This window comes from Streptomyces sp. NPDC048560, from assembly GCF_040650955.1.
In the GTDB taxonomy this organism is placed as follows: domain Bacteria; phylum Actinomycetota; class Actinomycetes; order Streptomycetales; family Streptomycetaceae; genus Streptomyces.
Map to the genome: position 1 here is coordinate 366,379 of NZ_JBEZIJ010000007.1, position 13,290 is coordinate 379,668.

A 13,290-nucleotide genomic window follows, 5' to 3' on the forward strand; every position below is an offset into this window, starting at 1 on the left:
CGGGCATGTGGTGAGGGGGTGCAGATGTGCTGACGCTCCCTCAAACGGTCAATAAAATAAGACAACATCGAGCCACTGTTCGGCTGATCGAGGGAAGCCCCCGGATAGGGTCATGTGCCAACGCGGAGCCGCGCGCCATGCCCGGATGGTGGAATGCAGACACGGCGAGCTTAAACCTCGCTGCCCCTCGGGGGCGTACCGGTTCGAGTCCGGTTCCGGGCACCAATCCCCGCTCGGGGCGCGACCGGCGAACGGACCCGCGTACCGCTCTTCCCACAGCCGGGAACACGCCAGGAGCGCAGGTGCTCACTTTGCGTGTGCGAGTCGCCCGGCTGAGCGGCTCTCCCGGAGTCACCCGCTCGGTCTATCGGCCTGTGCCCGGCACATCGGCCCGGGTGGAGTGCCGTCCGGACACACATTCCGCCGAAGATCCTCCCCGAGCACTAGGGTGTTTGTTTTGCCTACCCATTACTCTTGTGGCAAGGCCACGCAGTGTGGCCATGGAGGAGTGAGATGAGGAGCAGCAACCCGGTCTTCTCGCGACGGGGGTTCAGCCGCGACAACGGCACCGCGGGCTTCAACGCGGCACCGCAGGCCGGGGCCCCCGCGACGGGTGCCAACCCGTACGCCGAGGGCGCCGCCGCCAACCCGTACGCCACGAACCCCTACGCCCAGCAGGACACCCAGTACGGCGCCCCGCAGGCGCCCGCGCGCTCCGGCGCGATGACGATCGACGACGTCGTCACGCGTACGGCGATGACGCTGGGCACCGTGGTGCTCGGTGCCGTGCTCGCCTGGGTCCTGCTGCCCGTCGACGAGGCCAACCTCGGCAAGTCGTACGGCATCGCGATCGGCGCCGCCCTCGTGGCGTTCGTCCTTTCGCTCATCCAGTCCTTCAAGCGCAAGCCGGTTCCGGCGCTGATCATCACGTACGCGGCCTTCGAGGGTGTCTTCCTCGGGGTCCTCTCCAGTGCGGTCAGCACCTACATCAGTCCCGGTGTGGTCGCGCAGGCGGTGCTGGGCACCATGTGTGTCTTCGCCGGTGTGCTCTTCGCGTACAAGATGCGCTGGATCCGCGTCACCCGCCGTTTCTACGGCTTCGTGATGGCCGCAGCCATGGGCTTCCTGCTCCTGATGGTGGTCAACCTGCTGTTCGCCCTCATCGGCGGCGGCGACGGCCTGGGCTTCCGCAGCGGCGGCCTCGGCATCCTGTTCGGTGTCATCGGCATCGTCCTCGGTGCGTGCTTCCTGGCCCTGGACTTCAAGCAGGTCGAGGACGGCATCGCCTTCGGCGCCCCGCGCGAGGAGTCCTGGCTGGCCGCGTTCGGCCTCACCATGACCCTGGTGTGGATCTACCTGGAGATGCTGCGCGTGCTCTCCATCCTGAGCGGCGACGACTAGACCGCAGCAGTCCCGCACGACGGAACGGCCCGCAGGCTCCTCGCCTGCGGGCCGTTCCCGTTTCCGTGGGGCGTACGTCTACCCGAGCTTGCGGGCCGCCCGCCTCAGGTCGTACTCGTGGATGATCGCCTTGGCGTGGCCGTAGGCCAGATCGTGTTCGCTCCGCAGCCAGCTGACCTTCTCCTCGAAGCGGAAGAGGGACGGGCCTTCGTCGACCGTGCGGAGCCAGTCGGAGATCTCACGACCGGTGCATTGAGGGATTCTGGAGAGCAGGTTGCGATGGGTTTCTTCGGAGAAGACTTGAGACATCGGCGCCTCCGACGCAGTGCGCGTTGCTGGACCTTCCCGACACCGTGCCTGAGCGTCCGCCCGTTGGCAACCACCGGGGCGGGGCGCGTAGGGTCGCGACGTGCTTGATACGACTCCGCTGATCACCGCCGTGGACCGGTTCGCCGACCGTCTGCGCTCCGCCCCGCAGAGCAGGCTCCAGCGCGGCGCCGCCGCCGAGGCGCTGGCCACGGCCAGGGAACTCGCCCTCAGGGCGCAGCGGATCGAGCGGCCCGCCGGGGAGCCGCGTGTCATGCCGGACGCGGGGGTGTTCAGCGTCGGCGACCAGCTCGCCGTCGCGGGACGCGATCTGGCGGTGGCATTGGTGATGGCCCCGCCCGTGGAGCTGGACGAGGCCGTGCGGTACGTCGACGAGGCTGCGGCGCGGGCTTTCGCCTAGGGCCCGCGCCGGGGGCGCGGCGCGTACTAGAACGAGGCGATGACCCGGTCCGCGAGGATGTAGACGTTGTCCTGTCCGCAGGAGAAGGTCAGCGCGTAGGCGCCGGATACCCCGGAACCGCCCAGCAGGAACGGCGTCTCACCGGCGCGCAGGGAGTCGGCGAGGCGCTCCGCCGTCTCCCGGTGGCCCGGGGTCATGCAGAGCGTGGTGCCGTCCGCGAAGACGTACACGTCGAGGGTGCCGAGCGGGCCGGGGCGGACGTCCGTGAGCTCGATCGCCGTGTCGGCGAGCTCTTCCAGACGGCTCACGGTGCGCTCGTGGTCCGTGACGACGGGTGTCTGTACGGGGACGAAGTCGGGGTGCGAGGGGTGGCGGCGGCGTGCCGCGGCCAGCTCGGGGGAGTCCTCGGGATAGTCGGAGATCTCCGGGAGTTCGGTGACCTCGGCGAGCTCGCGCTCGGCCAGGGCCCGCTCGCTGAGCTCCGCCAGCTCCTCCAGGGCCTCGGTCGCTTCGAGGTCCATGGCTTCCAGGCCGGCGAAGTCGGCCTGGCGGGGCAGGAAGAACGGCACGTCGTCACCGAGACCGGACAGCCCGCCCAGCAGGGACGGGGCGTCGGCGGCGTCGCGGGCCTCCTGGGCCGCCCAGAAGGCGCGCGCCTCGGCGAGCTCGCGCTCCCGTTCCTCGGCGAGCGCCTCCGTGACGGCCGCGCGTATCTCCGCGACAGGCGCGACCGTACTGCGGCTCTGCGGTGGCACGGTGGCCCCGTCGAACCGGCTCGCGGCCAGCTCCGTACGCAGGGCCGCCACCTGCTTGCGCAGCCCATGAGCGGCGTGCAGAGCAGCGGCGCCGACAGCCGTGGCAGCGGCGGTGGTCAGCAACAGGGCAAATGACATGGCGCTCACTGACATACTCCCGGTTTCAATCGATCCCCCGACTTCCTACATCAGCTTGTCCTGTACCTGTGCCGGCTGTCAGTGCATTACGTCACGAATTGGACAGGTCTTTGTGCCTGGTGTTTAACCCCGTGACCAGCGTGACCTGGGAAAACGACTCTCCCCCGGGACGTAGATCACATCCTGGGGGAGATTCGGTCACGGTCGGGGCTCGGACCGGTTCGAAGCGGCCGTTCCGAGGGAGGGGCGGGGCCGCCTGTCCGCGGCCCCGCCCCTCCCTCGTGCCCGGTGGACTAGCTGAGGCGCTCGATGACCATGGCCATGCCCTGGCCGCCGCCCACGCACATGGTCTCCAGGCCGAACTGCTTGTCGTGGAACTGCAGGCTGTTGATCAGCGTTCCGGTGATCCGGGCGCCGGTCATGCCGAACGGGTGGCCGACCGCGATGGCGCCGCCGTTGACGTTGACCTTGTCCAGCGGCAGGCCGAGGTCGCGGTACGAGGGGATGACCTGGGCGGCGAACGCCTCGTTGATCTCGGCCAGGTCGATGTCGCCGACGGTCAGGCCGGCGCGCTTCAGCGCCTGCTTGCTGGCCTCGACCGGCCCGTAACCCATGATCTCGGGGGAAAGGCCGGACACGCCGGTCGACACGATCCGGGCCAGCGGGGTCAGGCCCAGCTCGCGCGCCTTGGTGTCGGACATGATCACCAGGGCGGCGGCGCCGTCGTTGAGCGGGCAGCAGTTGGCGGCGGTGACCAGGCCGTCGGGGCGGAAGACCGGCTTCAGGCCCTGCACGCCCTCCAGCGTGACGCCCGCACGCGGGCCGTCGTCCTGCGAGACGACGGTGCCGTCCGGCGTCGTCACCGGGGTGATCTCGCGCTCCCAGAAGCCGTTCTTGATGGCTGCCTCGGCGAGGTTCTGCGACCGGACGCCGAACTCGTCCATCTCCTGACGGGTGACGCCCTTGAGCCGGGCCAGGTTCTCCGCCGTCTGTCCCATCGAGATGTACGCGTCCGGAACGACACCGTCCTCGCGCGGGTCGTGCCAGACCGCGCCCTCCTGCTCGGCGCGCGCCGCGGTGCGGGCCTCGGCCTCGGCGAAGAGCGGGTTGTGCGTGTCCGGCAGGCTGTCGGAGTTGCCCTTCACGAAGCGGGACACCATCTCGACACCGGCCGAGATGAACACGTCGCCCTCGCCGGCCTTGATGGCGTGCAGCGCCATGCGGCTGGTCTGCAGCGAGGACGAGCAGTAGCGGGTGACCGTACAGCCGGGAAGGTGGTCCATCCCCATCTGCACGGCGATGATGCGGCCCAGGTTGTTGCCCTGCTCGCCACCGGGGAGGCCGCAGCCGAGCATCAGGTCATCGATGTCCCGGGGGTCCAGCTCGGGGACCTTGGCCAGCGCGGTCTGGATGATGGTGGCGGTCAGGTCGTCCGCGCGCAGGTCCTTGAGGGACCCCTTGAAGGCCCGGCCGATCGGCGAACGGGCGGCAGAGACGATCACGGCTTCGGGCATCACGCGGCTCCATGAGGGCTGGAAGGCAGGCTGGAAGGCTTGACTGACTTGGAAGTTACCCGGACGTATCGCTGAGGTCACCCGGGAGGCCGTGTGATGCGGGCCTCTTTTCTAAGCAACCGCTCAGTCGCTCGGTCGCCAGGCCGGCCGACGACGCGCGTCCGCTCGGAGTGGTGCGTCGCTCAGTCGCTCCGCCGCGCCTCCCGGTAGGCCGGGCCCGTGCCCGGATCGCGGCGGGTGCCGGGGCCGGGCGCGGGCCCCGGCCGCACGTCCTGAACGGTCTCCGCGCCCGCGACGGCCCCCGTGCCCGGACCGGCCGCCGCGTCCGGTTGGGTCACCGTGCCGGCGTGGGCAGCCGGTTCCGTGGCCGCGGGCAGACGCCGCCGCCTGCGGTGCTTGAGCAGGGCCCAGGGCGCCCGGGCCCCCGTGACCTCCGTACCGGCCTCCCGTGCCGCCCTGGAGGCCGCCTTGGCCACCGGCAGCATGTCCTCGCGCCGCGCCCCGTCCAGCCGGTCCGACTCCGGCCACAGGCCGAGCGCCGCGCACACGGTGGGCAGCATCGCCATCGCCGCCGTCGCGTAGCCCTCCGCCGACGGGTGGTAGTTGTCCGGGCCGAACAGCTCACGCGGGTTCGCCGCGAACTCCGGACCCAGCAGGTCGCCCAGCGACACCGTGCGTCCGCCCTGCTCCACGGAGCCGATGGTCTGCGCCGCCGCCAGCTGCCGGCTCACCCGCCGGGCCAGCCAGCGCAGCGGCTGGTAGACCGGCTCGATCGTGCCCAGATCCGGGCACGTGCCGACGATCACCTCCGCGCCCGCCGTCCGCAGTCTGCGGACGGCGGTGGTCAGACAGCGCACCGACTGGGTCGCGGGCATCCGGTGCGTCACGTCGTTCGCCCCGATCATGATCACGCACACGTCGGGGACCCGGGCCGGATCCGCCAGCAGCAGCGAGACCTGGCGGTCCAGATCGTCGGACCGGGCTCCCGGCAACGCGACGTTCCGCAGGTCCACCGGCCGTTCCGACACTGCCGCGAGCCCCGAGGCGAGCAGCGCGCCCGGCGACTGCCCCGCCCTGCGGACCCCCTGGCCGGCCGCCGTCGAGTCTCCGAGCATCCCGAGCCGCAGCGGTTCGGCGGGGCCGGTGAACGCCACTCCGTACCGCCCGTCCGCGCTGGGTGGAACCGGTGCCGTACCCCCGCCCACCTGCCGTTTCGCCAGCTGGACCTCTGCCAGCACCACACCCACCGTCGCGGCTCCGATCAGACCGATGCTGCCGCCGCCGTAAGCGGCGCCTGCCGCGATCCGCCGTGCCACCCTCGCCCTCGACACAGTCGGGTCCACCTCCTCTTTGCCGTACGCCGTACTGACATCTACCTGCCCCGTGAGTGGCAGCGCCCAATCGCTTCGCCCATTCAAGGGCCCGTACGCATACTCTGGCCGGACCATCTCGGAGATCCCGGAGTACACGGTGCAATTCCACGATTCGATGATCAGTCTTGTCGGCAACACCCCGCTGGTGAGGCTGCGCAGTGTGTCGGCAGGCATTCAGGCGACGGTCCTTGCCAAGGTCGAGTACTTCAACCCAGGCGGGTCGGTGAAGGACCGCATCGCGCTGCGCATGATCGAGGCGGCCGAGCAGAGCGGTGAGCTCAAGCCCGGCGGCACGATCGTCGAGCCGACCAGCGGCAACACAGGCGTCGGCCTCGCCATCGTCGCCCAGCAGAAGGGCTACAAGTGCATCTTCGTCTGCCCTGACAAGGTGTCCACGGACAAGATCAATGTGATGCGCGCGTACGGCGCCGAGGTCGTCGTCTGCCCGACGGCGGTCGACCCCGAGCACCCGGACTCGTACTACAACGTCTCCGACCGCCTCGTCCGTGAGACGCCGGGGGCCTGGAAGCCGGACCAGTACTCCAACCCGAACAACCCGCGCTCCCACTACGAGACCACCGGTCCCGAGCTCTGGGAGCAGACGGACGGCCGCATCACGCACTTCGTGGCGGGCGTCGGCACGGGCGGCACCATCACCGGGACCGGGCGCTACCTCAAGGAGGTCAGCGACGGCGGGGTGAAGGTCATCGGTGCCGACCCGGAGGGCTCGGTCTACTCGGGCGGCTCCGGGCGTCCGTACCTGGTCGAGGGCGTCGGTGAGGACTTCTGGCCCTCCGCCTACGACCGCACCGTCACGGACGAGATCGTCGCGGTGTCCGACAAGGACTCCTTCCAGATGACCCGCCGTCTCGCCAAGGAGGAGGGCCTGCTCGTAGGCGGCTCCTGCGGCATGGCGGTCGTCGCGGCCCTGGAGGTCGCGTCGCGTCTGGGGCCTGACGACGTGGTCGTCGTGCTCCTTCCCGACAGCGGACGCGGCTACCTCAGCAAGATCTTCAACGACGAGTGGATGGCGGACTACGGGTTCCTGGAGAACACCGGCCCGTCCGCCCGCGTCGGCGCCGTCCTGGACCACAAGGAGGGCCCGCTGCCGCACCTCGTCCACATGCACCCCGAGGAGACGGTCGGCGAGGCGATCGAGGTGCTCCGCGAGTACGGCGTGTCGCAGATGCCGATCGTGAAGCCGGGCGCCGGCCACCCGGACGTGATGGCCGCCGAGGTCATCGGTTCCGTCGTCGAGCGTCAGCTCCTGGACGCGCTGTTCACCCAGCGCGCCCAGCTCTCCGACGCGCTGGAGAAGCACATGTCGGCTCCGCTGCCGCAGGTCGGCTCGGGCGAGCCGGTCGAGGACCTGATGGCCGTGCTCAGCGGCGCGGACGGCGCGGACGCGGCGATCGTGCTGGTGGAGGGCAAGCCCAAGGGTGTCGTGAGCAGGCAGGACCTGCTGGCCTTCCTCGCCAAGGACGCGGGTACGAAGTCGTAACACCACGTGTCCGGGCTTCGTGAAAACGGTACGAGCGCGTCACGTTCGCGCATCACCCGCTTAACAAGGCTCGGGCAGATTGGTGGGTGTCGGCGGGGAAGCCCGCCGGCACCAGAGACGGCGACAACGGACTACGGAGCGGCTCCCGAACCTCCACCGTCGCCAGGACGCGGCACCCGGCCCTGACCCGGACCGTGTCCCTCGCGGGGACCGTCGTCGTCCCGCCCCCCGGGCAACCGGGGGTGCGGCGGTCCCCGCGACTATCTCCCCTGCCGGTCCGGTCCGGGGTCCGGTCCGCGTACCGGTGTCAGTCCTCCCAGTCGGAGGCCGTCCTGCGCTCGGTCCGCCGGGAGCGGGACCAGGGCACGCCGCGTGCCGCGTGCATCGCGTTGACCCCGACGATTCCCGCCCAGGCGACCACCAGTCCGTCGATCCCGGCGTTCGCGACGCCGATCGCGGAGAGGGGGATCGCCAGGAGCAGCGAGAGCGCGCCGAAGCCGAAACGTTCGCCGAAGGTCCCCATGACCGGCGGTGTACGCGTCTCGCGGACCACGGCCGTGCGCTGCTCGGCGAGATGGCGGCGCACCCGCCGGTCGAGGGTGCTGTCGAGATGACGCTCGACCTTCTCCAGGAACGAGTCGACGAGCGCGGACTCGTACTCCGGCCCCAGCTCGGCGCGGGCCTGAAGCGTGGCGTCGAGTTCTTTCCTGAGCTCTGGGTCGCGGGCTTCCATGCCAGTACGGTACGAAGCCGGGGGCACCCGGGTCAGTGGGGCTAACCCCCCTGTTTGCCGCTTCACGCGGACCGGCCTGTATATGGACATGCAGCCCGCTTGCTGGCTGAATAGATTCGGCGGCGCCGGACCGGCGCGGTGGATCTCTGGAGGGTCAGCATGAGCGGGAGCAGCCCGGCTGCGCGGTTGCAGCGGCTCTTCGAGGGGCGGCGGCTCACGCCCACCCAGCGCCGGATCGCGCACTCGATGGTGCGCAGGGCCGCTGACGCGCCCTTCCTGTCCAGTGTGGAACTGGCCGAGCTGGCCGGGGTCAGCCAGCCGTCCGTCACCCGGTTCGCCGTGGCGCTCGGCTTCGACGGGTATCCCGCGCTGCGCAGGCATCTGCGGGAGGTGGCCCCCGCCGAGACGGCCCCGGGGACCGAGGACGCCTACAACGAGTACCAGCAGGCCGTCAGGGCCGAGATCGAGAACCTTCAGCATCTGACCGAGCTGCTCGCCGACCCCGCACCCGTGGAGCGGGCCGGGCGGCTGCTCGCCGGGTCCCGGCCGCTGCCCGTGCTGGGGCTGCGGGCCGCGTCCTCGCAGGCGCGCGGCTTCGGCTACTTCGCGGCCAAGGTGCACCCCGACGTCCGGGTCCTCGACGAGGGGGGAAGCGCGCTGCTCGACCGCATCGACGCCGTCAGCAGGGCGGGCGCGACGGCGCTGATGTGCTTCGCGCTGCCGCGTCACCCCAGGGAGGTCCTGGACGGTCTCGCGTACGCCCAGGAGCAGGGGCTGACCGTGGTGACCGTCGCGGACTCGGCCTTCGCCCCGGTGGCCAAGCACAGTGACCTGCTGATCCCGGGCGCCGTCGGGACCGGGCTCGCCTTCGACACCGCCTGCGCGCCGATGCTGCTGGGCCGGGTGCTGCTGGAGGCCATGTGCGACGCCCTGCCGGAGGCACAGGCCCGGCTGGAGGACTTCGACGCACGGGCCGCCGCCCGCGGTCTCTTCGTCGAGTAGGAGCGCGCCGGGCCGGCGGGGAGCGCCGCGCCCGGGAGGGCGCGCCGCTCCCCGTGCGCCGTCAGATCTCCAGCTCGGCTTCGATCCGCTTCAGCTGGTGGCGGGCCATGGCCAGGTTGGCCCGGCTGGAGTCCAGCACCAGGTAGAGGAACAGGCCGTTGTTGCCACGGGTCTTGAGGAGCCGGATCAGGTGGTACTGGCCGCCCAGGGTGATGAGGATGTCCTCGATCTCGTCCTGGATGCCGAGGTGTTCCATGGTGCGGAGCTTGGCGCGTACGACGTCGGTGTTGCCCGCGGCGGCGACCTCCAGGTTGAAGTCCTTGCCACCGCCCAGCGTGCCCAGAGCCATCCCGCTCGTGTAGTCGACGAGGGCGACACCGGTGGTGCCCTCGATGGACGACATCGCTTCCTTCAGTGCCGCTTCGGTGTTCGCCATGGTGCTCGTTTCCTTTCCTGGCCGGTCGGTGTGACCGGAGCTGTCTGTGTGTGAGGTGCGTGTTGCTGTGGGGCAGGAGCTCTTACGTGATGGGGCGGTGCGGCAGGGGGCCGGTCTGCGGGGCGGACTGCTGCGGAGGGCTCATGGCGCGGGCGGGCCGGTCGGGGCGGGCCAGTGCCGCGTCGATGAGTTCGCCGATACGGCTGCCTGCGCGGCGGCCCTCCAGATGGAGGCGGCCGACGTTGATGCGGTCCTCGGCCAGCAGCGTGAGGATGGCGGAGGTGCCTGCCGCGTAGGTGGCGATGTAGCCGGTGTCGCCGCGCACCAGGAGTTCGCGGAAGCCGCCGCGGCCGGTGGCCTCGGTCATCCGGATCGCCACGCCGAGCGCGGCGGCGGTCAGAGCCGCCACACCCTCGGCTTCCATGCCCGGGGTGTCATGGGCCACCACGAGGCCGTCGGTGCTGGCCGCCAGTGCGCCGGAGAGGAGGGGGACGCGGACCCGTAACCGCTGGAGTTCGTCGAGGACATCCTGTACTTCGGCCTCGGGCACCATCAGTTGTCTCCTCCCGGCACGCTGTCTGAGCGCGCGAATCACAGGGCCTCCAATGCGTCTCGGAGCCGGCGCAACAAGGCGATGTCGGGGTCGGCCGTGACCTCGGGCAGGATGGCCCGGGCCGGCGTCGCGTCGGACGGCCCCATGGCCCGCCCGGCCGCTTCGACCAGCCCCGCGGCCGCGAGCCGCCGCAGGTCGACGAGGATGTGGAACGCCGAGCGGCCCAGCTCCCGGGCGATGTCCGAGGCCGTCCGGACACCGTCGGCCAGTTCCAGGACCCGGAGCTGGCGGGGCGGGACGGGCGCGTCCACCGGATGTGCGGTGCGGGTCACCGGCGCGGTGTCGGTCAGGGCCTCGGGCCAGATGCGGTCCAGCAGTTCGCGGCGCCTGAACGTCTCGCGCTGCACCGCGTCGACGGCCACCGGGCGGACGGGGCCGATCCAGTGCGAGACGCCGTACCGGAATCTGGCCGGGGTGCTGGTGGGGGCGAGGGCGAAGAACGCGGCGTCGTACAGCGCGCCGAGATGACACAACTCCAGTGCCCCGCCGGGCACATGGCCGCTGTCCACCAGATAGCGGCCCACCCGCTGTCCCGCGCCCGCCTGGGCCACCGCGTCCCACCAGCCCTCATGCCGTAACGCCCCGCCGGTGGTGAGCAGGATGTCGATGCCCGGGGTGGAGGGGCTCTCGGCGTGCACGACCTGGCCGTCCGCGAGGTAGAGGGTGCCGCGGTCCCTCATGAGGGCGCCGGTGGCCCGCTCGGCCGCCAGGCGCTGGAGCATGGGGGAGGGGGTGGAGTGCCGCACATCCCCTTCGGGGCCGGCGGTGGTGGGTCTCATGCCAGGACCAGCCGCTCCGCCATCTCGCCGAGACGCAGCCGGGCGAGGGCGAGATTGCCCTCCGACCGGTCCAGCCACAGATGCAGGAAGACGCTGCTGTCGAAGGCCGTCTCGACGAATCGGATTATGTGGTAGCCGGCGTGGGTCGTGACGATGACGTCCTCGACCGGCGGGCCGGGTCTCGCCCCTCCTGCCTCCCCGGGCGGACGGAGGGCGAAGACGGGCTGTTCGGCCGCCATCCGCGCGACCTCCGCGGTCTCGGCTGCGGTGGCCTCGTGGTCGCCGTTGGGCGATTCACCGGCGGTGCCGAGGGCGAGACCGCTCGTCCAGTCGACCACTGCGGCGCCTCGGGCACCGGGCAGTTTCATGACTTCGAGCAGGCACTCGTCGATTCCGGGCACGCGGACTCCCCTCCCGACGTCGCGTACGGCTGTGACCCAGAGATTACGCAACGTGGCCGAGCCAGGGGGGAGTTCTGGCATTTTCCATTGGTACATGCGGACGGCCGTGTAATGGGGGCCCGAGGGTGTGGGACCACCTTGGCAGCTCTTGCGGGGCGCGGTCCGGCGCTCCCTGTTGACTACAAGTATTCAGACCTTCAGGATGTGAATAGAAGTTTCACAGTCGCGAGGAGGCATTGCCATGTCAGGACCCCGCCCCGTACGGGCACCGCGCGGTACCGAACTGAGCACCCTGGGATGGCAGCAGGAAGCCGCCCTGCGGATGCTGCAGAACAACCTCGACCCCGAGGTCGCCGAGCACCCCGACAAGCTCGTCGTCTACGGCGGCACGGGGAAGGCCGCCCGCGACTGGCGCTCGTTCGACGCCATGGTCCGTACGCTCCAGACGCTCAAGCAGGACGAGACGATGCTCGTCCAGTCCGGGCGGCCGGTCGGTGTCATGCAGACCCACGAGTGGGCACCGCGCGTCCTGATCGCCAACTCCAACCTGGTCGGCGACTGGGCGAACTGGGAGGAGTTCCGCCGCCTGGAGTCCCTCGGCCTCACGATGTACGGCCAGATGACCGCCGGGTCCTGGATCTACATCGGTACGCAGGGCATCCTCCAGGGGACCTACGAGACGTTCGCCGCCGTCGCCGCGAAGAAGTTCGGCGGGACGCTCGCGGGAACGATCACCCTGACCGCGGGACTCGGCGGTATGGGCGGTGCCCAGCCCCTGGCCGTGACCATGAACGACGGCGTCGCGATCTGTATCGACTGCGACCCGCGCGCCATCGAGCGCCGCATCGAGCACCGCTTCCTCGATGTGAAGGCCGACAACCTGGAGCACGCCCTCCAGCTGGCGGTCGAGGCCCGCGACGCCCGCCGTCCGCTCTCGATCGGCCTGCTCGGCAACGCGGCGGAGCTGCTGCCCCGGATGCTCGCCGAAGGCGCCCCGGTCGACATCGTCACCGACCAGACCAGCGCGCACGACCCGCTGGCCTACCTGCCGATCGGCGTCGACTTCGACGACATGGCCTCGTACGCCACCGAGAAGCCGGCCGACTTCACCCAGCGGGCGCGGGAGTCGATGGCCGCGCACGTCGAGGCGATGGTCGGCTTCATGGACGCGGGCGCCGAGGTCTTCGACTACGGCAACTCGATCCGTGGCGAGGCCCAGCTGGCGGGCTACGCCCGGGCGTTCGACTTCCCCGGCTTCGTGCCGGCGTACATCCGTCCGCTCTTCTGCGAGGGCAAGGGCCCCTTCCGCTGGGCCGCGCTGTCGGGCGAGGCGTCCGACATCCACAAGACGGACAAGGCGATGCTCGAACTCTTCCCGGAGAACGAGTCGCTGCACCGCTGGATCAAGATGGCCGGTGAGCGCGTCCACTTCCAGGGCCTGCCCGCCCGCATCTGCTGGCTCGGCTACGGCGAGCGCGACAAGGCCGGCGAGCGCTTCAACGACATGGTGGCGAGCGGCGAACTGGCCGCTCCGCTGGCCATCGGGCGCGACCACCTGGACTGCGGCTCGGTCGCCTCGCCGTACCGCGAGACCGAGGCCATGCTCGACGGCTCCGACGCGATCGCCGACTGGCCGCTGCTGAACGCCATGGTCAACGTGGCGTCCGGGGCGTCCTGGGTGTCGATCCACCACGGCGGCGGCGTCGGCATGGGGCGCTCCATCCACGCGGGCCAGGTCACCGTCGCCGACGGCACGAAGCTTGCGGGCGAGAAGATCCGCCGCGTGCTGACGAACGACCCGGGCATGGGCGTGATCCGTCACGTCGACGCCGGCTACGACATCGCGGAATCGGTCGCCGACGACAAGGGCGTACGCGTCCCGATGACGGAGGGCGAGTGACCGCCGCAGCGGACCAG

Annotated in this window: 14 protein-coding genes and 1 tRNA gene; 6 read left to right on the forward strand and 9 right to left on the reverse strand. The window is 70.7% G+C overall.

What is annotated here, in order from left to right:
* Positions 1-139 precede the first annotated feature (139 nt).
* A tRNA-Leu gene (locus AB0C82_RS20860) sits at positions 140-225 on the forward strand.
* 288 nt (positions 226-513) lie between these two features.
* On the forward strand, positions 514-1,401 hold the full coding sequence (locus AB0C82_RS20865) for a Bax inhibitor-1/YccA family protein (protein WP_362844012.1): 888 nt from the start codon (positions 514-516) through the stop codon (positions 1,399-1,401).
* A 78-nt stretch (positions 1,402-1,479) separates the two neighbouring features.
* Here the strand turns inward: AB0C82_RS20865 and AB0C82_RS20870 are convergent, their stop codons facing one another.
* Positions 1,480-1,710, reverse strand: a complete 231-nt coding sequence (locus AB0C82_RS20870; RefSeq protein ID WP_328910564.1) for a DUF4287 domain-containing protein — start codon at positions 1,708-1,710, stop codon at positions 1,480-1,482.
* A gap of 100 nt (positions 1,711-1,810) precedes the next feature.
* Here AB0C82_RS20870 and AB0C82_RS20875 point away from each other — a divergent pair, with 100 nt between their 5' ends.
* Positions 1,811-2,128, forward strand: a complete 318-nt coding sequence (locus AB0C82_RS20875) for a hypothetical protein (RefSeq protein WP_362844015.1) — start codon at positions 1,811-1,813, stop codon at positions 2,126-2,128.
* A gap of 26 nt (positions 2,129-2,154) precedes the next feature.
* Here AB0C82_RS20875 and AB0C82_RS20880 read toward each other — a convergent pair whose 3' ends face one another.
* The 3 genes from AB0C82_RS20880 to AB0C82_RS20890 form a co-directional block, all read right to left on the reverse strand.
* On the reverse strand, positions 2,155-3,036 hold the full coding sequence (locus AB0C82_RS20880) for a hypothetical protein (protein ID WP_362844018.1): 882 nt from the start codon (positions 3,034-3,036) through the stop codon (positions 2,155-2,157).
* A 278-nt stretch (positions 3,037-3,314) separates the two neighbouring features.
* The gene (locus AB0C82_RS20885) at positions 3,315-4,535 is read right to left on the reverse strand and encodes an acetyl-CoA C-acetyltransferase (RefSeq protein ID WP_362844021.1); all 1,221 of its coding nucleotides are present in this window, start codon (positions 4,533-4,535) and stop codon (positions 3,315-3,317) included.
* 182 nt (positions 4,536-4,717) lie between these two features.
* A complete protein-coding gene (locus tag AB0C82_RS20890) occupies positions 4,718-5,851 on the reverse strand; it encodes an SGNH/GDSL hydrolase family protein (protein ID WP_362844235.1) in 1,134 nt (377 codons plus the stop codon).
* A 154-nt stretch (positions 5,852-6,005) separates the two neighbouring features.
* On the opposite strand from AB0C82_RS20890, the gene AB0C82_RS20895 reads away from it, so the two are divergent.
* Positions 6,006-7,409, forward strand: a complete 1,404-nt coding sequence (locus AB0C82_RS20895) for a cystathionine beta-synthase (protein ID WP_362844024.1) — start codon at positions 6,006-6,008, stop codon at positions 7,407-7,409.
* 307 nt (positions 7,410-7,716) lie between these two features.
* Here AB0C82_RS20895 and AB0C82_RS20900 read toward each other — a convergent pair whose 3' ends face one another.
* Positions 7,717-8,142 (reverse strand): hypothetical protein, encoded by a 426-nt coding sequence (locus tag AB0C82_RS20900; protein ID WP_362844027.1) that lies wholly within the window; start codon positions 8,140-8,142, stop codon positions 7,717-7,719.
* Positions 8,143-8,301: 159 nt separating this feature from the next.
* Between AB0C82_RS20900 and AB0C82_RS20905 the strand changes: the two genes are divergently transcribed.
* The gene (locus AB0C82_RS20905; protein WP_362844029.1) at positions 8,302-9,144 is read left to right on the forward strand and encodes a MurR/RpiR family transcriptional regulator; all 843 of its coding nucleotides are present in this window, start codon (positions 8,302-8,304) and stop codon (positions 9,142-9,144) included.
* A 61-nt stretch (positions 9,145-9,205) separates the two neighbouring features.
* Here the strand turns inward: AB0C82_RS20905 and AB0C82_RS20910 are convergent, their stop codons facing one another.
* The 4 genes from AB0C82_RS20910 to AB0C82_RS20925 all read right to left on the reverse strand — a co-directional run bounded on the left by AB0C82_RS20910 (position 9,206) and on the right by AB0C82_RS20925 (position 11,373).
* A complete protein-coding gene (locus tag AB0C82_RS20910; protein ID WP_362844031.1) occupies positions 9,206-9,580 on the reverse strand; it encodes a hypothetical protein in 375 nt (124 codons plus the stop codon).
* Positions 9,581-9,662: 82 nt separating this feature from the next.
* A complete protein-coding gene (locus AB0C82_RS20915) occupies positions 9,663-10,133 on the reverse strand; it encodes a roadblock/LC7 domain-containing protein (protein WP_362844034.1) in 471 nt (156 codons plus the stop codon).
* 38 nt (positions 10,134-10,171) lie between these two features.
* Entirely contained in the window at positions 10,172-10,972 is an 801-nt protein-coding gene (locus AB0C82_RS20920; protein WP_362844037.1) for a transcriptional regulator, read from the reverse strand.
* Complete coding sequence (locus AB0C82_RS20925; RefSeq protein ID WP_362844040.1) at positions 10,969-11,373, reverse strand: hypothetical protein; 405 nt, start codon at positions 11,371-11,373, stop codon at positions 10,969-10,971. The genes AB0C82_RS20920 and AB0C82_RS20925 overlap by 4 nt, the downstream gene beginning before the upstream one ends.
* Positions 11,374-11,614: 241 nt before the next feature.
* On the opposite strand from AB0C82_RS20925, the gene hutU reads away from it, so the two are divergent.
* On the forward strand, positions 11,615-13,273 hold the full coding sequence (gene hutU / locus AB0C82_RS20930; protein WP_362844042.1) for a urocanate hydratase: 1,659 nt from the start codon (positions 11,615-11,617) through the stop codon (positions 13,271-13,273).
* Positions 13,274-13,290: the final 17 nt, after the last annotated feature.

Coding starts and splice junctions, on each gene's coding strand:
- AB0C82_RS20915 (WP_362844034.1), bottom strand. CDS start 10,133: ATGGTGCCCGAGGCCGAAGTACAGGATGTCCTCGACGAACTCCAGCGG.
- AB0C82_RS20905 (WP_362844029.1), top strand. CDS start 8,302: ATGAGCGGGAGCAGCCCGGCTGCGCGGTTGCAGCGGCTCTTCGAGGGG.
- AB0C82_RS20870 (WP_328910564.1), bottom strand. CDS start 1,710: ATGTCTCAAGTCTTCTCCGAAGAAACCCATCGCAACCTGCTCTCCAGA.
- AB0C82_RS20910 (WP_362844031.1), bottom strand. CDS start 9,580: ATGGCGAACACCGAAGCGGCACTGAAGGAAGCGATGTCGTCCATCGAG.
- AB0C82_RS20920 (WP_362844037.1), bottom strand. CDS start 10,972: ATGAGACCCACCACCGCCGGCCCCGAAGGGGATGTGCGGCACTCCACC.
- AB0C82_RS20900 (WP_362844027.1), bottom strand. CDS start 8,142: ATGGAAGCCCGCGACCCAGAGCTCAGGAAAGAACTCGACGCCACGCTT.
- AB0C82_RS20885 (WP_362844021.1), bottom strand. CDS start 4,535: ATGCCCGAAGCCGTGATCGTCTCTGCCGCCCGTTCGCCGATCGGCCGG.
- AB0C82_RS20865 (WP_362844012.1), top strand. CDS start 514: ATGAGGAGCAGCAACCCGGTCTTCTCGCGACGGGGGTTCAGCCGCGAC.
- AB0C82_RS20880 (WP_362844018.1), bottom strand. CDS start 3,036: ATGTCAGTGAGCGCCATGTCATTTGCCCTGTTGCTGACCACCGCCGCT.
- hutU (WP_362844042.1), top strand. CDS start 11,615: ATGTCAGGACCCCGCCCCGTACGGGCACCGCGCGGTACCGAACTGAGC.